The organism is Shewanella glacialimarina, assembly GCF_020511155.1.
Taxonomy (GTDB): domain Bacteria; phylum Pseudomonadota; class Gammaproteobacteria; order Enterobacterales; family Shewanellaceae; genus Shewanella; species Shewanella glacialimarina.
The window spans coordinates 667,617-686,515 of the sequence record NZ_CP041216.1 but is presented as its reverse complement, the minus strand read 5'-3'; the positions used below and the strand labels follow the sequence as shown (position 1 = coordinate 686,515).

14 protein-coding genes and 1 pseudogene are annotated in these 18,899 nt (G+C 39.1%); 3 read left to right on the top strand and 12 right to left on the bottom strand.

Going from position 1 to position 18,899, the window contains the following annotated elements:
• Nucleotides 1–340 precede the first annotated feature (340 nt).
• The 5 genes from FJ709_RS02775 to FJ709_RS02755 form a co-directional block, all read right to left on the bottom strand.
• Nucleotides 341–1,762, bottom strand: coding sequence for a UvrD-helicase domain-containing protein (locus FJ709_RS02775; protein ID WP_226413232.1), 1,422 nt, complete (start codon nucleotides 1,760–1,762; stop codon nucleotides 341–343).
• Nucleotides 1,755–3,476 (bottom strand): ATP-dependent nuclease, encoded by a 1,722-nt coding sequence (locus tag FJ709_RS02770; RefSeq protein ID WP_226413230.1) that lies wholly within the window; start codon nucleotides 3,474–3,476, stop codon nucleotides 1,755–1,757. Before FJ709_RS02770 ends, FJ709_RS02775 begins: the two co-directional genes overlap by 8 nt.
• Before the next feature lie 108 nt (nucleotides 3,477–3,584).
• Nucleotides 3,585–4,721, bottom strand: coding sequence for a hypothetical protein (locus FJ709_RS02765; protein ID WP_226413228.1), 1,137 nt, complete (start codon nucleotides 4,719–4,721; stop codon nucleotides 3,585–3,587).
• A 584-nt stretch (nucleotides 4,722–5,305) separates the two neighbouring features.
• Nucleotides 5,306–5,518, bottom strand: a complete 213-nt coding sequence (locus FJ709_RS02760) for a hypothetical protein (protein ID WP_226413226.1) — start codon at nucleotides 5,516–5,518, stop codon at nucleotides 5,306–5,308.
• Nucleotides 5,518–5,994 carry a hypothetical protein gene (locus tag FJ709_RS02755; protein ID WP_226413224.1) on the bottom strand — a complete coding sequence of 159 codons (477 nt, stop codon included), beginning with the start codon at nucleotides 5,992–5,994 and terminating at the stop codon, nucleotides 5,518–5,520. Before FJ709_RS02755 ends, FJ709_RS02760 begins: the two co-directional genes overlap by 1 nt.
• 449 nt (nucleotides 5,995–6,443) lie before the next feature.
• Between FJ709_RS02755 and FJ709_RS02750 the strand changes: the two genes are divergently transcribed.
• On the top strand, nucleotides 6,444–6,911 hold the full coding sequence (locus FJ709_RS02750; protein ID WP_226413222.1) for a chemotaxis protein CheX: 468 nt from the start codon (nucleotides 6,444–6,446) through the stop codon (nucleotides 6,909–6,911).
• 113 nt (nucleotides 6,912–7,024) lie between these two features.
• On the opposite strand, the gene alr is transcribed toward FJ709_RS02750, so the two are convergent.
• The gene (gene alr, locus FJ709_RS02745) at nucleotides 7,025–8,116 is read right to left on the bottom strand and encodes an alanine racemase (protein ID WP_226413220.1); all 1,092 of its coding nucleotides are present in this window, start codon (nucleotides 8,114–8,116) and stop codon (nucleotides 7,025–7,027) included.
• An 84-nt stretch (nucleotides 8,117–8,200) separates the two neighbouring features.
• Entirely contained in the window at nucleotides 8,201–9,610 is a 1,410-nt protein-coding gene (gene dnaB / locus FJ709_RS02740) for a replicative DNA helicase (RefSeq protein WP_226413218.1), read from the bottom strand.
• A 126-nt stretch (nucleotides 9,611–9,736) separates the two neighbouring features.
• On the opposite strand from dnaB, the pseudogene FJ709_RS02735 reads away from it, so the two are divergent.
• Both FJ709_RS02735 and FJ709_RS02730 read left to right on the top strand, forming a co-directional pair.
• Nucleotides 9,737–11,932: pseudogene (locus FJ709_RS02735) on the top strand (S46 family peptidase); the annotation flags it as partial.
• Nucleotides 11,906–13,234, top strand: a complete 1,329-nt coding sequence (locus FJ709_RS02730; protein WP_226415819.1) for a pentapeptide repeat-containing protein — start codon at nucleotides 11,906–11,908, stop codon at nucleotides 13,232–13,234. The pseudogene FJ709_RS02735 and the gene FJ709_RS02730, both read left to right, overlap by 27 nt.
• A 122-nt stretch (nucleotides 13,235–13,356) precedes the next feature.
• Here the strand turns inward: FJ709_RS02730 and FJ709_RS02725 are convergent, their stop codons facing one another.
• The 5 genes from FJ709_RS02725 to ahpC all read right to left on the bottom strand — a co-directional run bounded on the left by FJ709_RS02725 (nucleotide 13,357) and on the right by ahpC (nucleotide 18,800).
• Nucleotides 13,357–14,958: a methyl-accepting chemotaxis protein gene (locus FJ709_RS02725; protein ID WP_226413216.1), complete on the bottom strand. Its 1,602-nt coding sequence runs from the start codon at nucleotides 14,956–14,958 to the stop codon at nucleotides 13,357–13,359.
• 314 nt (nucleotides 14,959–15,272) lie between these two features.
• A complete protein-coding gene (locus FJ709_RS02720; protein ID WP_226413215.1) occupies nucleotides 15,273–16,157 on the bottom strand; it encodes a GGDEF domain-containing protein in 885 nt (294 codons plus the stop codon).
• Entirely contained in the window at nucleotides 16,154–16,339 is a 186-nt protein-coding gene (locus FJ709_RS02715) for a hypothetical protein (RefSeq protein WP_226413213.1), read from the bottom strand. Before FJ709_RS02715 ends, FJ709_RS02720 begins: the two co-directional genes overlap by 4 nt.
• 174 nt (nucleotides 16,340–16,513) lie before the next feature.
• The gene (ahpF, locus tag FJ709_RS02710; protein WP_226413211.1) at nucleotides 16,514–18,085 is read right to left on the bottom strand and encodes an alkyl hydroperoxide reductase subunit F; all 1,572 of its coding nucleotides are present in this window, start codon (nucleotides 18,083–18,085) and stop codon (nucleotides 16,514–16,516) included.
• A gap of 145 nt (nucleotides 18,086–18,230) precedes the next feature.
• The gene (ahpC, locus tag FJ709_RS02705) at nucleotides 18,231–18,800 is read right to left on the bottom strand and encodes an alkyl hydroperoxide reductase subunit C (RefSeq protein ID WP_226413209.1); all 570 of its coding nucleotides are present in this window, start codon (nucleotides 18,798–18,800) and stop codon (nucleotides 18,231–18,233) included.
• Nucleotides 18,801–18,899: the final 99 nt, after the last annotated feature.

Below are 18,899 nucleotides of genomic sequence, written 5' to 3'. Positions count from 1 at the left end.
GCGGCGCTTTTCCCTCTATATTCGACACACTCAACCATATGATCATCATTTAAATACTGGTTGCAATCATCTTGTAGTGGTCAAGTTAATTTAGCCACTTAGTTACAGGCTCTAGCTAATTTCTGGACAGGAATTGGTTAGAGTTAAAGCTCTTAAAGTGATGGCTCTTATTAGGGAAAGTATGGCAAGCGGATAAACGGTAACGCCGCGATCACCTGTAAATGGGGAACGTAGCGAGTAATTTATTCGCGTGCAGCAACTTGTAATATGCGCCTAATTCATATACTAAGTGCAGCTGAACTCTCTAACCACACCAAATTATCACAAGAGAATATGCTTATCATAATACACCTGCACCCCATTGATAAGGTTCAACATTTAAGGCCTCAAGGTCATTCATAACCTCTTCTAAGCTAAATTCTTTATCGAGCAGTTCCATATCTACAGCAACAACCAATTCTGACAAAGCTCTTGTTAAAGCTACATAAACCATATTCCATGTTTTGTTATACTTAATAACACCTTTTTTCTGTATTAAGCATTTATATATTCCCGGTGTTAAGACCAATATACAAACTTCAGACTCAAGCCCTTTTGTCTTTGTGATACTGCTAACGCAATATTTTGATGAGTTTTCTTTATATGACTCATAAGACTCGACTGTACGGCAAAGCTTTTTGAATATTTCTATGTCATATTGAATGTCAAAGTTATTCAAAAACATTCTGATTGCCTTTTTTGAGTCGTGGTCTGCAAGCACTTTTGCGAACCAACGTTGGGCAGCCCCAACAATTAGTTTCTCATCAAAGTCTTTATATTGGTCAATGAGTATTTTCTCAATTTCAGGATCGAATTCTGGCTTCGAATCGACGCTATTGGTTGAATACTTTCCAGTCTTTTGGTAAATACTCACCAAATTACCATGCTGAATGTGGTGATTAATTACTACGTCATAGTGTTTATCATTAGATGTGATATAGCTTAGACGCCCTTCAATACCTGATAGGCTTGTTTGCTCTTGCCCTCTAGGGCAGAACTTATTCGACAGGTTCAGTATATTTTGTGGAACCCTGCGTGAAGTATTAATATTTGGAAGTAGAGTTAAGTGATGGTTATCTTTTATCCAATCTTTGAATACTTTCGGATACTTTATTGCTTGTTTAGGGTCACCAACCATGTAGATATCTACTGATTTATCCCCTATTTCTTTAAAAGCTCTGAGCGCTTTTGTATCAAGATCTTGTACTTCATCTAGAAATATCTTTTCGATTGAGCTACTTAGAAGCTTAAGTACTTTTCTAACTTTAAGCTTTTTGCGCTGACTGCTATGAGCTGAGTACGACTCATCAACAACCCTCCATGCAGCGTTATATACCTCATCAACATGAATTATACCCATACCTTTAAGTCTGCTAATGGTTCTTTTTGACTCATTTCGAATTTTATCAGCACTCTTTCCTGCGGGGAAACTTGAATATAAACGGCAGCGTGAAGAAGTTGTGTACACCTCTCCCAATACAAATGGAGAGTATGGGTAGATGATCTCATTAAGTAAGAATGTATGGACTGTACAAACTTTAATGTTCTCGGGAAGAAACCCAAACTGCTTTATTATTGTGTTAGATATGTTTTTTGCTGCTGCGTTTGTGTAAGTAATTGCATAAATAGTTTTGTGAGATTCAGGATCATGGTGCTTAATGATTTTCTCGGCCATTCCGTGGGTTTTTCCTCCGCCAGCTCCAGCTATTTGAATCTCAATCATGAGTTATAAAATCCACGACTTCTTGAATATGAGCTGGGAGAATAATGTTTTTTTCTTTGTCTTTCTCAAAGATTGCATCGCATATTTTCAACATTGACTCGGCTTTATTACTAATCAAATAGTTGGCCATCTGTTCTACATCATCACCTTCTCGACCAAATATAGATCTTAGACTTTTTAAGTTGTCACCGGCATCTACAAGGTCATTTTCAAGCGTGTATTCTTCGGTCGTCCTAACTATTATATTAGCGTTGTCAGTATCGTACTTTTCATGATCGATTTTTGCCTTAGCATCCTTTATAAGGTCATCACGATCTCGGATCACTCCAAGCTTCTTATCTTCATTGCTTTTATTGACTTGTAGCCATATATCCATAAATGTTTTAAAGCCTTTCTGTCCAATCGAAATAACTTCTACTTGATATACGTTTTGGTCATCGCTATTAAGGATTGAATTAATAAGCATTTCTTCAGTGGTTCCCTCTACCAATATAGTCCGGCCACTGAAAAGCAGTTTTAAAACATCGAAGTTCGGCCGCTTTCGAAGGTAGTTTGTTAGCTTACTTTTCGTATCACTTAGATGGATAGCTTTAGCACCCGACAAAACTATCACATTTGAAAGTTTCAATTTATTAATCACTTGGGGGTTGTGAGAACTGACAATAGTCTGTAGGCCAGAGTCATCTTTTTTTGTGCTTTTATAGATGAAATCTGTAGCAAATCGTAAATTATTCACGCTAAGGTGTGCTTCGGGCTCTTCTATGCAGCAAAGATTAAATACTTTTTTGTCCAACTTAAAGTATTCAAATAGTAGAAAAATATAAACAAGGTTTCGATAGCCTAGTCCACGTTGGTAAAGATAACTTTCTCCAGACTTCAGCGTGATATTGGATAGAATGCTCTTCAAATTAGGTAGATTAGGAATACACTCAAGCTTATCCAAACGATCAAAGAAGTTTTTAAACTCTGGCTCTGGCTGAACGATTTTTCCAAATGTTTCCGTACTTTCAATCGCATCAAAGAATGTAGTATACGAGCTATTTATCTTAGCTTTGTCTTTTGCAGTCAATGAGCTCACGAGCATCTTTGTCAAAATTCCGTTTGATTTCTGAGTGCTATTTTCAGAAAAGTCGTCACGCTCCGCATCAATGGAATTTACCGATATATACTTTAGATCTGAGAATCCTAGTTTTTTTCCATTGTTTGATTGAATTATCTCGTATTCGTAATACTCGGTTGGCAGATTAAACCAATGCGTTTCATCAATACTTTTTGTATCTTTCAGAGCCTCATGAACGGCTTCTATAAAATCATCTTCATTTCTTGGTCTGAAATCATATCTTATTTTGTAGCTGTCATCTTTTCCTTCAGCGGAAATCCAATTAGCTATTATATGCTCTTCAAAAGGATTCTTTGGGTCAGTGAATTCAATTTCTACACGAACCTTAGGTATTAACTTTTTAATATCATCGTCTGATTTTTTATCAAGAACTGCTTGGTAAAAGTCAGCGACCGCCTCACGGTTAATATCCGATACCGAAAGTCGTTTCTTATTGAAGTTAATGTCACTGCTATTCAGCGGCAGGGATAGTGCATCAAATAGATTAGTCTTTCCCGCCTCGTTTTCACCGATGATGAGGCTGAGGCGTGAAAGCGTAATTTCGAATTTTTTGAAGGCTCGGTAATTTTCTATCAGCACGTTTCGAATATACATTTAAATTCCATTTGGTAGCTGTTGTTTGCATTATTAAAAAAAACATATGCGGCTGCTTAGGCCGAAAGATAGACGCTAGAACCGCAGTTAGTGGCCTATCCTTATTTGTTATATTTCGCCTTCTATTTCAGCTCTATATTTTTTCATTTCTTCTTCATGAAGTTTTCTAACATCGTCTTCGCAGCGATGACAAGCAAAATATTGAATAGTCCGAACATCTCCTGTAACGAAACTCTCACAATTTTCACAGTCTAGTGCAGTCCAGCCACGGTCCTCACATTCAACACAAATCCACATCCCTTCCAGATTTAATACTGTTGGATCTTCAAGCTGACAGTTATGGCAATAAGCTAATGGTTCAGCTTCATCATCATAGCGAGCTTCAGGGTCTTGCTCTCGATATATTTCAGTATATTTCTCCAGAGCATATTCAGAAGTTAACTCTGTCTGGCACTCAGTACACTTATGATCTTTAACCATAAAGTACTTAACTTCTTTATTGCAGTTTGAGCACGGTATTGAAGTTTCGATTGCCTTTAACTTTAAATCTTTCACATCACAGACTAGACACTCGATATCTTCTCCACCCCAGTTATGTGATTTAAGTACTTTAGCTGACTCTAATCCGCATGATGTACAATCGACGATACGATTACCATTTTTCTTTTCTATCTCAATTTCACCTTTAATCAAGTCAAACTTGGCCTTGAGGAAATTATGGTTTAATTTAACTTTTACATGTATTTTATCTATCGAGTCTTGATAACTTTCAAATATTTCTAACCAATTATCAGTCAGCAGTTCGTGTAAATGAAACCATGATACCCAATGTTCTATTACCACTTCGGTTTCTTTACCTGCAAACCCAGTATGAGCAAAGTGAACGATTTGATTTCGGTGCTCACCCAAGGCTTTAAAATTATCCATAGCTTCTTTTTTAATTTTATCACCACAGATATTTTTCAAACGAGTGTGAGCTTGCTCTAGGTAAACTGAATGGAAGTCACCACTTTCGAACTTTTGTTTAACTGCCGATTCAGGTTTTGAAATGATAAGTGACCAGTGCTCTTTCATTAATCTAGCTTTAAAAAACAGCTCTATTGCAGTGTACAGATCAATAAGAGAACTCTTGGGAGATGTAGACAGGTTACTAACTGAAGAGTTAAGAAAAAGAATACCATTATTGACTACAGCATCAAACCAACCATCTACATCATTTCTGTTTTGCTTTATATAGTTTGCCACCGATGCATCCTTAAGAAATATATCAGCTTATTATCCAGTGTATCGGATAAATCCCTGCACTTTATTAATTTGCGTCAAAGTTAACAACGTAACCCATTGATGTAAAGCAGTTAATATTGATAGTGTTAACGAAATTTGAATTTACCAACCCAGCAAAACATTTATCGGTGCAAATATTTCACTTTTTTGCATCGATAAATCTGTCTGATTCGTCAGGGTCATTATACCTGTATCGGATAACAGCTATTTTGGTTCGTTCTAGGAAAGTAATATCTGAATACTTGAGCTGAAAGCTGAAAAAGGTAGGCATAACTTATAGACTATAGAAACCTTTCATATTAGCTTTTCTATAGCCAAAGCTTTACTTGTCCTATCCACCTTTGGATCCGCGAAGATGATTTTGGGGCAGAAATGTGTTAGCCCTTAATCCGCTTCCTCACAAAAAGCGCCAAAAAATATCAAACTATATTATAAATGATCAAACACTATTAAGAATTATCAAACTTTAATATAAACGCACAACAATAATAGCTAATGCTAACAATACACCCGCAGCAATCTGCAAAATTAATTTCATCTATATTTTACTCGTACATACACCACTGGTTTTTTTCTTTATCAAACCAGACATCAACATTAACAGGAACCGTACCCTCATCAACAAGCGGGGTAAAATCAAGATCAGTTAAATCAACTTCACAGGTTATCGCGGGTTCAAAAAAGGCCAGTCTCAAAAAGCTGACTAATGAAAACAGTACAACTACCCCTATGGCCACTCTCACTGGGCGAAATACCATTACTGATTCAACTCTGAACGAAGCGACTCAATCTGGCGGTCAATAGTACCAACAACCGTATCAGCCTGCTGCATAACTGCTGTCATCTCTTGGGCTAAGCTTTGTTGCCAGGTTGCACCGGCTAAATTATTATTCGCATAGCGGCCACGATCACGCAGTTCATTGACTTTAGAATCTCGGGCTTTAAACACTTTTTTTCTGTCTTGTTCAAGATCAGTAATTTCACGTTTAATTTGTTGATTGCGGATGTAAGAACTGACTTCTGATTTTTTATCAGAAATAGAAGAACCCGAAGAAAGGATATTATTTGAATGAGTTGGTGAGGCTATAACGCTACCAATATTGCTAAGGTCTAGAGGTACACTTTCATTATCACAAGGTTCGGCCTGATATTTACCATCATCACACCTATACACTTCAGCTGATGCAGAAAAAGACATCACCATTACCGCGATAATTATTGATTTTCCATCCATAGAACACCTCATTTACTGTTGGATTCAGTCTATCTTTTCAGGTATCCAAATGCAATTACAAATAACGCGAGGTACCCAATAGGAATCCAAAAGATATAATGACATTTAAAATCAACGCATTAAACACAAGTACGTCCAATCTAACATTGGAGCAATTGAAAAAGTGCGATCTATTTTTACATTAGCAGTCATAAAAACCAATATTTGTATCTGAAGCGGTCACCCGAGTTAATCTATAGTGATAACCACTGCATCATTAAAGAAGATATAACTCAGATAGAGACGAGCCTGCTATAAGCTGGCGATATGGGATAATTATATCATGTATATCTCAGGTTCAGGTACCCAAATAATGAAGGCTGTTCTAGACTGTAGGTTAATGCTAGAGTAATTTATTGCCTAATTACCTTTCCCCTTAACTGCATTTACCTATAAGGATCAAATTTAATATGAACGTTGAATTTATTAACCCTTTTCTTGTGTCGTTAGTAAATGTGATATCGACAATGGCTACGATGGATCTTAAGCCAGGCAAACCACAATTGAAGAATCATGATCTTGCTAAAGGAGATGTCTCAGGCTTAATTGGTATGGTGGGGCCTAAAACTAAAGGGTCTCTGTCGATTACTTTCGAAGAGCCACTTATTCTAGAGATTATGAATAAGATGTTAGGTGAAAAGCCGAGCGGCATTAACGCAGATATTACAGATTTAGTGGGTGAAATTACCAATATGGTTACTGGCGGAGCTAAAAATTTACTCAGCAGTAAAGGTTATGATTTTGATATGGCGACCCCTGCGGTAGTATCAGGAAAGAATCACACTATTTCACATCAAGCCAAAGGCAAAAAAATTATGATGCCATTCTCTCATGAATACGGTATGGCTTTTATTGAAATATGCTTTGAAGAAGAATAAGACTCCTAGTGCAAGACTTGAAGGCTAGATAGACTTAAGCGAGCATGCCATCACTTAATGGCTCGCTCGCTAATCTATAATCTGTAATCGAAAGTTGAAGCGGTCGAGTTACCTTATGGCAACAATTCGACCACGACTCTGGGAGTCAATTTGGTCACAAGTTCATAAGCTATTGTACCTATGTGTTCCGCAACCTCTTCTACCGCAAGCTCTTTTCCCCATAATTGTACGCTATCGCCGACACAGTCAGTTGCATGTAAGCCTAAATCGACTGTCAGCATGTCCATTGAGACTCGGCCCACTATCGGCACTCTGCGTCCATTAACCAACACCGGCGTTCCTTCAGGTGCATTACGGGGATAGCCATCTCCATACCCTATGGCGACAACACCGAGTAAAGTATCTTCTTTTGCTTGCCAAGTTGCGCCGTAACCCACACAGTCACCGGCTTTATGTTCTCGTACTGCAATTAAATTAGACACTAATTCCATAGCAGGGATTAATTGATGATTAATGCCTTTATCACCCATTACTGGTGATACACCATACAATGCGATACCGGGGCGCACCCAATCAGCTTGGCTTTGTGGCCAAAAAATAGTGGCGGCAGAGTTCGCTAACGTTCGTTCACCATCAAGCCCAGCAATCAGGTCTTCAAATGCTTTCATTTGCTTTAATGTCAGTGGGTTATCAGGCTCATCGGCACAGGCAAAGTGGGTCATTAAGTTAATCGGTTTAGCCACCGAATCGCAAGCGATTAAGCGCTGATAAATAGAAGAAAATTGCTCCAGACTGAATCCTAACCTATGCATGCCAGAATCAATTTTAAGCCACACTTTAACCGGTTTGGACAAACTCGTTTGTTCTAACATCAGCAGCTGTGATTCATGATGAACGGCGGTTTCAATATCATTTTCAACAATTAATGGCAAATCTGAAGCCCTAAAAAAGCCCTCAAGTAATAATAAGCGCCCTTGTACTCCGCCATTACGCAGCTCAAGTGCCTCTTCTAATCTTGCTAATCCAAACCCATCGGCTCCACCGTCATAATTGCTGACACATTGGGCGACATTTAATAACCCATGACCATAACCATTGGCTTTAACTACCGCCATAATTTGGCTGTGGGGAGCTATCTCACGTAATCTGGCAAGATTATGTTTCAATGCGTGACGACTAATTTCAGCGCGGGGAAAAGGTTTCAAAAAATGGCCTTATAAAACAAATGATGGCCGCAAAGCTAAACCATCGTTAATTATGTTGTTAAATTAAACAGGTAATCGATGATATTAATCTTCTTCGAATTGCGGCCCTGAATAATTATCAAATCGTGAGAAATGCCCTTGGAAAGTTAACCTAACACGCCCAATTGGACCGTTACGTTGCTTACCAATAATAATTTCGGCTGTGCCCCTGTCTTCTGTATCGTCATTATAAACTTCATCACGATAGATAAACATAATAAGATCAGCATCCTGCTCAATTGCCCCTGATTCACGTAAGTCAGAGTTAATAGGGCGTTTATCGGCACGTTGCTCCAAAGAACGGTTGAGCTGAGACAAGGCAACCACTGGAATTTCAAGCTCTTTAGCTAAGGCTTTTAATGAACGAGAGATTTCAGAAATCTCTAAGGTACGATTATCTTTTAGCGCTGGCACCTGCATTAGCTGCAAGTAATCGATCATGATCATCGATAAACCACCGTACTCACGTGCAATACGTCTTGCACGACTGCGCACATCTGTTGGGGTTAAGCCAGAGCTATCATCAATATACATTTTGCCTTGCTCAAGCATAATACCCATGGTTGATGACACACGAGCCCAATCTTCATCATCTAACTGACCGGTACGAATTTTGGTTTGGTCAACGCGGCCTAATGAGGCCAACATACGCATCATAATTTGTTCTGAGGGCATCTCTAGACTAAAAATAAGCACTGGCTTATCTTCGTTCATAGCGGCTTGCTCACACAAATTCATCGCAAACGTGGTTTTACCCATAGATGGACGCGCTGCAACAATGACCAGGTCTCCAGACTGAAAACCTGCGGTCATTTTGTCAAGATCAGCAAAACCACTGGAAACACCGGTTACACCGTTATGGGGATTATTATAAAGCTGCTCAATTTTATCGACGGTTTTTTCAAGAATGGATTTTATTCCTTCAGGGCCTTCACTTGAATTAGCCCGAGACTCAGCAATCTTAAATACTTTGCTTTCAGCCAAGTCTAATAAATCACTTGAATTTCTTCCTTCAGGATTATAGCCAGCGTCGGCTATTTCGTGGGCAACACTAATCATGTCTCTCACCACTGCGCGCTCACGTACAATCTGCGCATAGGATAAGATGTTGCCAGCACTAGGGGTGTTTTTAGCAATTTCACCTAAATAAGAAAAACCACCAGCATCATCGAGTTGATCTTCTATTTCTAACTGTTCAGATACAGTGATTAGATCTATAGGTTGAGCTCGCTCCATTAAACGTTGCATTGCATTGAAAATCATTCGATGCGATCGAGAATAAAAGTCTTCTGCTACAACCGCTTCGGCTACGCGATCCCATGCTTCGGCATCAAGCATAAGTCCGCCCAACACAGACTGCTCAGCCTCTATTGAATGAGGGGGTAACTTTAAGGCATTAACTTCGGCGTCTTTCTGCCTGTTTCTTGCTCTAAATGCGGTTGATTGTTGCGACATTAACACTCCAAAATTCTAACGACTTTCAAAAAATATGGTATAACACCGTGGTCGAATTTAGCTGAATGATGTTAACCCAGCGGCGATTGCAAACATACGGAAAAATAAACAGCATAAGGAAAAGACATGCGTATTACATTGATAGCCGCTTTAGTGTTGTCATCGGGTTTAGCCTATGCCGATGAAGGCCAATGGCAACCCTATCAGATGCCTTCTATTGCCGATAAACTGATTGAGCGCGGTATTGAAATTCCCGCAACACAACTTGCAGACCTAGGTCAATATCCAATGAATGCGGTTGTCAGTTTGGGCTATTGTACCGCCAGTTTCGTGTCTCCCCAAGGCCTAGTTGTCACAAATCATCATTGCGCCTATCGCGGCATCCAATATAACAGTAAAAAAGAGCATAATTACCTTGCTGATGGCTTCTTAGCTAAAACAATGGCCGATGAGCCTTCTACAGGTCCTAATGAACGTTTATACATTACTGAAAATGTATCAGATGTTACCCAGCTTGTTACTGCTGATTTAAGTGATGAGCCGTTAATGCGATATGAACAAATTCAAACTAACAGCAAAAGTTTAATTAAAATATGTGAAGCCGATAATAACTACCATTGTTCAGTAAATAGTTATCATAACGGTCTAGAATATTTCCTGATAAAACAGCTGATCATTCGCGATGTCCGCTTAGTCTATGCACCACCTGAAAGTATTGGTGGCTACGGCGGTGATATTGATAATTACGAATATCCTCGCCACTCGGGTGATTTCACCTTTTTGCGCGCTTATGTTGGCAAAAATGGTAAACCAGCAACTTATTCGGCAGACAATGTCCCTTTTCAACCTAAAAGCTATTTAAAAGTGAATAGTGACGGTGTTAAGGCTGGCGATGGTGTATTTGCCGCCGGTTACCCGGGATCGACTAGTCGTTACAACCTCACTAGTGAACTTAAATTTGCCAGTGATTGGTTATATCCAACCCTTGCTACCCGTTATCTGTTGCAAATTGACACTATTACCCAAATGGGAAATATAGATAAAAACATCGCGATTAAATATGCCGGCACGATGGCTTCGATGTCAAATAGGATGAAGAAGCTTAATGGTTTATTAGACGGCTTTAAAGCGACCGATATTGTCGGCATAAAGCAAAGTAGAGAAGACGGCTTTTTAGCATGGTTAAAGAAGGATGAATCTGCTAACCCACTATTAATTCAGGAGCTTGAAGTCTTACTTGCTGAGCAACAAAAATATGATCAAATTAACTATTATTTTGAAAACGCGCAATCAAGTGCCTTACTGCTTGCAGCTAAAAGTTTGTATCGTTTAGCCCAAGAAAAACAAAAGCCTGATGCTATGCGCGAATCTGGCTACCAAAAACGTGACATAAAAATGTTCCGTGCAGGCTTGAAGCGTATTGATAGCAGCTTTGATATTGAAGTGGATAAAACCTTATGGTTACAGGATTTAAACGCCTATATTGCACAACCCTTAAAAGTTGAAGTCTTTGATAACGCATTAAAAAATAGCTCTAGCCACCAAGGGTTTGTCGCTAAAATTCATGGCATATATGCGTCAACTGAACTAACAAATCAGGCTACCCGCTTGGCTTGGATGAATAAAACGGTTGAAGAATTTCAAACCAGCACTGATCCATTCATCCGCTTAGCGGTGGAGTTACATGATACTAATATGGCACTGGAACAAGAAAGTAAGGTCATTGAGGGTAAATTATCTAAAGCTCGTCCAGAATATATGGCCGCGATTATAGCTTACTATAAAGCCAATAACTGGCCGGTTTACCCTGATGCAAACCGTACTTTACGGATAACGTATGGCATGGTTGATGGTTATCAATCTAAAGATGCTTTATACAAGCAGCCATTCACCCGTTTGCAAGGTATTGCTGCTAAACATACAGGAGCTGAGCCATATAATGTCCCGACCAAGCTATTAGCCGCTATCGCGACTAACGATTATGGTAAACATACTGTTCAGTCGATATATAACGATCCACGCTCTTGGCTGTGTAGACTTATATCGTGCATTGAACCTAAAAATGATTTTAACTCGGTTCCGGTTAACTTTTTATCGAGTGTCGATACCACAGGCGGCAACTCAGGCTCACCGATATTCAATGGTAGAGGTGAACTTGTAGGGTTAAACTTCGACTCTACTTACGAAGCTATTACCAAAGACTGGTTCTTTAACCCAACGATCACCCGCGCAGTTCATGTCGATATTCGCTATATATTGTGGATGATGGATCAAATTGATCATGCGGATAATTTGATTAAAGAATTAACCCTAGTACGTAACCCCGAGTTTCAACCTTTCATTCAACTAGAAGAGGTTCAACTAGATGAAGCTCAACCAGATGAAACTCAACTAGATGAAACTCAACTAGATGAAACTCAACTAGATGAAACTCAACTAGATGAAACTCAACTAGATGAAACTCAACTAGATGAAGCTCAACTAGAAGAAGCCAAACTAGATGAAGCCAAACTAGAAGAAGCTCAACTCGGTAAATCGCAACTCGATAAAGCTCAACTCGAAGAAGCTCAACGAGAAGAAGCTCAACTAGAAGAAACTCAACTAGAAGAAGCCAAACTAGAAGAAGCCAAACTAGATGAAGCCAAACTAGATGAAGCCAAACTAGAAGAAGCTCAACTCGGTAAATCGCAACTCGATAAAGCTCAACTCGAAGAAGCTCAACGAGAAGAAGCTCAACTAGAAGAAACTCAACTAGAAGAAACTCAACTAGAAGAAACTCAACTAGAAGAAACTCAACTAGAAGAAGCCAAACTAGAAGAAGCCAAACTAGATGAAGCTCAACTAGATGAAGCTCAACTAGATGAAGCTCAACTAGATGAAGCTCAACTAGAAGAAGCCAAACTAGATGAAGCTCAACTAGAAGAAGCCAAACTAGAAGAAGCCAAACTAGAAGAAGCCAAACTAGATGAAGCTCAACTAGATGAAGCTCAACTAGAAGAAGCCAAACAAGCTGAAGTTGAACAAGCTGAAGTGAAACAAGCTGAAGTGGAACAAGCTGAAGTGAAACAAGCTGAAGTGGAACAAGCTGAAGTTGAACAAAGTGAAGTAAAACCAGCTGAAGTTGAACAAACTGAAGTAAAAACAGCTGAAGTGAAACAAGCTGAAGTAAAACAAGCTGAAGTAAAACCAGCTGAAGTAAAACAAGCTGAAGTGGAACAAGCTGAAGTGGAACAAGCTGAAGTGAAACAAGCTGAAGTGGAACAAGCTGAAGTGAAACAAGCTGAAGTGAAACAAGCTGAAGTGAAACAAGCTGAAGTGAAACAAGCTGAAGTGAAACAAGCTGAAGTGAAACAAGCTGAAGTTGAACAAAGTGAAGTAAAACCAGCTGAAGTAAAACCAGCTGAAGTAAAACCAACTGAAGTAAAACCAGCTGAAGTAAAACCAGCTGAAGTAAAACCAGCTGAAGTAAAACCAGCTGAAGTGAAACCAGCTGAAGTTGAACAAGCTGAAGTTGAACAAGCTGAAGTTGAACAAGCTGAAGAAAAACAAGCTGAAGAAAAACAAGCTGAAGAAAAACAAGCTGAAGTTGAACAAGCTGAAGAAAACAAAATGAAGCTCGACTAGATGAAGCTCAACAAAATAAAATTGAAGAGTAGAGATAGCTAACGACAATAAACAAAAATGGCGCTCAAGTAGGCGCCATTTTTTACTATATCAACTCAGCTATCATTTAATAAGGTCAATATTTATAACTTAAATTGTGAAGTTGCACTTTTAAGTTGTACTGCAAAATCATCTAGCCCTTGAGAAATATTATGCACTTCAGCTAAAATATTTAAGGTGTTCTCAAATGATTCATTCATTTCAATGACATTTCCACCCACTTGTTCAGCCACAACTGATTGTTGTTCAGTTGCTGATGCAATATGGGTATTCATACTGTTAATGCTAACAATTTTTGATTGAATAGATTTAAGCACATCACCAGTATCTTTAGCATAACGCTCATTATCTGACGCTTTAGTAATCGCAGCATCCATAGTGTTCACAGACGATACTGCAGCACCTTTTAATCTGTCTAAGACTTCACGAATTTCTTTGGTAGCATCGGCAGTTTTAGACGCTAACGCGCGCACTTCATCAGCCACAACCGCAAAGCCTCTACCCTGTTCACCCGCTCGTGCTGCTTCAATTGCGGCATTCAGTGCTAACAAGTTAGTTTGCTCCGCAATCGAGGTGATCACGTTTAAAATAGAACCGACACTTTCAGTATCCTTGGCTAATTCATTAATAGAGTTAGAGGCTAGCTCTATACCTTTATTTAACTCTTGTGAAATATTAATTGTACGTTGAACCACAGCCAACCCGGATGTCGCTTCACGCTCTGCTTCTTGCGCAGCTTCTGCAGCTTGTTGCGCGCTAAGTGAAATATTATTGACAGAATGACGCATCTCTTCCATCGAAACTTGTACATTACGCGCATCCTGGCTTTGCTGCTGAGTCGCTTTGGTCGCTAAGGACATTCTTTCTTTCAAAGATTTAGCGCTGTCCAATAATGGATTGGTTACACTCACAACGCCTTGAATTGAGTCAGCTAACAAGCGTAAGAAACGGTTAAAGTTACTGGATACCTGACCAAGCTCATCGGTACCAATCACTTTTAATTGATGACGTAAGTTGCCTTTACCATCTGCTAACTCACCTAACGAGCTTGCCACGTCACTGGCAGAGCTGCTGATTGAACGAGCAATCGATATCGTGGCAATAGCCATAATAATTAACAAAGTAATACCGATACTTAATGTGAGGTATAAGCTTTGTTCTGAACGGTTACTAGCTTCAGCAAGCGTTGATGAAAATTCGTCTACTTTATCGGTTTTATATTGGTTAATACCCCGAGTCAGTGTGTCAAAAATCTCCGATTTTTTGTGACTAATTTGACCCACTTGACTCATGTCTATGGTGCCATCGAGCATGCCACGAGCCAGCTTAGAGGTCATTTCATTATATTGTTCAAGTGAGCGAGATAAGGATGATAACGCTTGTGACTGATTACCATCTATTGCATTGAGTTTGTTTAGATTTGAATCTAAGGATTTGAACACCTTAGTGGCATTAGCCAGTAAATCTTCGTCAGCAAAAGAAACCGATTGTGTGTATAACTCATCTAAGCGCTGCACATAAATCACATTTTGATTAGCCAGCTCAACTCGTTCGCTGACCTTGCTCTGCATAAAATCCATGGTGCTACGATTTTTATTTATCGCAACAATACTAATCGCTAAGTTCACGGTAAATATAACCACAGACAATACGAATATTATTCCCACTTTTTTGAAAATGGACATGTTATTAAACCAATTCATACTTCGCCCCCAAGCGATTATCAACATATAGTGAATCTTATTAAAGATTTCACAGAGCTAAAATTTTTAACATATCTCGGTCCGTGAGAGGCTGTGACGCTTATTTTTCTTTTTACTTAACCTAAAAAAGATCGATATCTGTAATCATAGTCAACAGACGCCTTATTGGTGTAAAAAATCATAACAAATCGATCTTTAGTCCTGTTGATTATCATCATCTTGGTTTATCGGCTGTGTAAGCATAAACTAAACTAAACTAAATAATTGAAAGCTTTCATTATCTTAAAGGAGCTAATTTAATAGACAAAATTATTTCGAGAAGTGCGTTTTACTTGGTAAAGTTTTTCATCCGCTAAATGGCATAATTCATCTGCAGACATACCAGGCAGTAAAACAGCAACACCCTGTGACACGGTTACCTTATCACTCACACTGGAGTCAGGGTGTAAAATAGCTAATTGCTCAAGTTGCTGTTTGACTTTTTCCGCCACGATAATCGCGCCAGCAAGATCAGTTTCAGCAAGCAATAATATAAATTCTTCCCCACCATATCTTGCACAAAGATCCCGTGGACGATTAACAATATTTTTAAGCATATTGGCAAAGCTAATTAAACATTTGTCACCTTGTTGATGCCCCAAACTATCATTAAGTTTTTTAAAATAATCGATGTCAATTAAGATTATTGCCAGTGGCTGCTTAGTTCGTTCACTGTTGGCAATTTCTTTGTTAATGACATCATCAAAATGACGTCGATTAGCGATTTGGGTCAGTCCATCCTTAATAGCCAAATCTTCTAGCTCTTTGATTAATCTTTGGTTATCAATATCTTTTTGTATCGCCCGTTTAAACCATGTTTCTGTGACACTATGTCCGGCAAAAATAATCACCACAAAGCACAATAAGCGGATACCTGAAAACCACAGTTCTGAGGTCAAATACAACACATTAATACTGAGATGATAAACTGATAAAATAGCAATTGTGCTAAAGAACATTGCTCGATTAGGAAAAAGTGATATGCCAAATGCCAGCACCAACATATCAGTAATCGTGATAGCGGCGCCAATAAAGGTGGCAGAATAAATTAACAGTGAAGTGGTAAAAATAAGCCAACTGAAAAACAAAAATATAAATGAAAAATATGAAGAGTTAATTTTTTCAGGCAGTAATTTACTCACAATAGCATCATTAAGGGCAGCATAGATAACAGCATGTTAGTTAGCGGTATTTCACCATAAAGATACCAGGGACGATTTATTAACACTAACAGCAATAAACCGAGCGAAAGTAGTTTTAGGCCAATAAAGCTTTTCTTTAAATAAAGCTGTGTTTCGTTTTGCAGTTGCTGCTCAAAGGTCATTTTGATGCATGCTCTTATTATTTGGTTAAGGTAATTGTAATTGCTCAAACTCAAATAAACAAAGTGAGTCCTCAAAATAAAAAGCCAGCAAAAATGCTGGCTTGAATAAGATACTAAATTAGAAAACTCAAAAACATTCTGTTCAAGTCTAATCCAATAATCAGGTCGAGTTAATTATGCAGCTTGCTCTGCAGCAGTATCAGTATCAGAGTGACGGATCAAATAATCAAATGCACCTAACGAGGCGGTTGCACCACTGCCCATGGCAATAATAATTTGCTTATAGGGGATATTAGTCACATCACCTGCTGCAAACACACCCGGTATCGATGTTTGACCACGTGCATCAACGATAATTTCACCGCGTGGTGTTAAATCTACAATGCCTTTTAACCACTCCGTATTAGGCACCAAACCAATCTGTACAAAAATACCCGCTAAAGTCACCTCATGGCTGTCACCTGTTTGACGGTTTGTATAGGTTAGTCCAGTAACACGACTGCCATCACCATTCACCTTGGTAGTTTGTGCTTGGGTAATAATAGTAATATTACCCATAGATTTGGCTTTACGTTGCAACACTTCATCTGCACGTAAAATACTGTCAAACTCAAGCACAGTGACATGCTCAACAATGTTCGCTAAGTCAATGGCCGCTTCAATACCTGAGTTACCACCACCAATTACAGCTACACGTTTGCCTTTAAATAATGGCCCGTCACAATGTGGACAATAAGCAACACCTTTACCACGATACTCTTTCTCACCTGGTACATTCATTTCGCGCCATCTTGCGCCAGTTGCCAGTAACACTGTCTTGCTTTGCAATATAGCGCCATTAGCCAGTTCAACATCGAATAAACCGTTTGATGCCAACTTAACTACCTTCTGGTTTTCCATCACATCGACATCATAATCCTTAACGTGATTTTCAAGGTTTGCGACCAGTTTTGGTCCTTCTGTTTTAGAAACTGAAATAAAGTTCTCAATACCGACAGTTTCCGCAACTTGACCACCAAATTTTTCAGCCACTATTCCAGTAACCAAGCCTTTACGGGCTGAATATATTGCTGCAGAAGCACCTGCTGGACCGCCGCCGACAACTAACATATCAAATGCTGACTTTTGGTTTAATTGCTCAGCTTTGCGACTACCCGCATTTTTATCTAGCTTATTTAATACTTCTACAACGCTGATAGCGCCTACTGAAAATGACTCACCATTTAAGTAAACTGATGGCACCGACATGATATTGCGCTGCTCAACTTCTTGTTGAAATAACGCGCCATCAATCATCACATTGGTAATATTTGGGTTAATTGCCGCCATCATATTCAGTGCTTGAATAACTTCAGGACATGTCTGGCAGCTTAATGACACATAAGTCTCAAAATGGTATTCACCTGGCAAAGAACGAATTTGCTCAATAGTGTCAGCGTCTAGCTTAATTGGGTGACCGCCGCTGTGTAATAAAGCTAATACCAGAGAAGTGAATTCATGACCCATTGGCAAGCCTGCAAAGGTAATACTAGTGGCTAAATCAGGGTTAATCACTGTCATGCTTGGGCTGCGTAGCCCTGTAGCTTCAATACTGCTAACCAGTGCAGAGCTGTCAACTATGTCTTGTACTAAGCTTTTAAGCTCAGCTGATTTTTTTGAGTCATCAGTTGATACCACTAACTCAACTGGATGTTTAAGGTTCTGAAGGTACGTTTTCAGTTGATTTTTTACGTTGGTATCTAACATAACAACTCCTAAGAATGATATTTGTCTAAGGGAAACAAAGATTGGAAAAAAGATCATAAAGCTGGAGATTGCCAGTTAATGCAGGGGCATTAACTGGCTGGATATACTATCTAACGAGTCATCTATTTCGCGTTAGCAGTTAGCCTTAGATCTTACCGACTAGGTCGATTGATGGCGCTAACGTTTCTTCACCTGGTTGCCATTTAGCTGGACATACTTCACCATCATGACTTGCTACATACTGAGCAGCTTGAATTTTACGCAGTAATTCAGATGCGCTGCGGCCAATACCTAGGTCGTGAATTTCAGCTACCTTCACTTCACCTTCTGGGTTAATAACAAAAGTACCACGCAGTGCTAAACCATCTTCTTCAATCATCACACCAAAGTTGCGAGTGATAGTACCCGTTGGGTCACCAATCATTGGATAAGTGATTTTACCTATGGTGTCTGAACTTGAGTGCCATGCTTTGTGAGTAAAGTGAGTATCAGTTGATACTGAGTAAACTTCTACGCCCATTGATTGAAGCTTTTCATAATGGTCAGCCATGTCGCCTAACTCTGTAGGACAAACGAAGGTAAAATCAGCTGGGTAGAAAAACACTACAGACCACTTGCCTAATAAGTCTTGCTCTGTCACTTCAACGAATGCACCGTTGTGAAATGCTGTGGCTTTGAATGGCTTGATAGTGCTGTTGATAATTGATTGTGTCATGATTAACTCCATTGTATTAATTAACTTAGTAAGGTTTTTTAATGTGGACTTAGTTTTAATTTAATCTTGCTTTAAAACTGCGCCCTGTTTCGATGGAGT

Excerpts from the sequence above, each read along its gene's own strand:
- FJ709_RS02775 (WP_226413232.1), bottom strand. The coding sequence starts at position 1,762 with ATGATTGAGATTCAAATAGCTGGAGCTGGCGGAGGAAAAACCCACGGA.
- FJ709_RS02770 (WP_226413230.1), bottom strand. The coding sequence starts at position 3,476 with ATGTATATTCGAAACGTGCTGATAGAAAATTACCGAGCCTTCAAAAAA.
- FJ709_RS02760 (WP_226413226.1), bottom strand. The coding sequence starts at position 5,518 with ATGGTATTTCGCCCAGTGAGAGTGGCCATAGGGGTAGTTGTACTGTTT.
- FJ709_RS02755 (WP_226413224.1), bottom strand. The coding sequence starts at position 5,994 with ATGGATGGAAAATCAATAATTATCGCGGTAATGGTGATGTCTTTTTCT.
- FJ709_RS02750 (WP_226413222.1), top strand. The coding sequence starts at position 6,444 with ATGAACGTTGAATTTATTAACCCTTTTCTTGTGTCGTTAGTAAATGTG.
- dnaB (WP_226413218.1), bottom strand. The coding sequence starts at position 9,610 with ATGTCGCAACAATCAACCGCATTTAGAGCAAGAAACAGGCAGAAAGAC.
- FJ709_RS02725 (WP_226413216.1), bottom strand. The coding sequence starts at position 14,958 with ATGTCCATTTTCAAAAAAGTGGGAATAATATTCGTATTGTCTGTGGTT.
- FJ709_RS02715 (WP_226413213.1), bottom strand. The coding sequence starts at position 16,339 with ATGACCTTTGAGCAGCAACTGCAAAACGAAACACAGCTTTATTTAAAG.
- ahpF (WP_226413211.1), bottom strand. The coding sequence starts at position 18,085 with ATGTTAGATACCAACGTAAAAAATCAACTGAAAACGTACCTTCAGAAC.
- ahpC (WP_226413209.1), bottom strand. The coding sequence starts at position 18,800 with ATGACACAATCAATTATCAACAGCACTATCAAGCCATTCAAAGCCACA.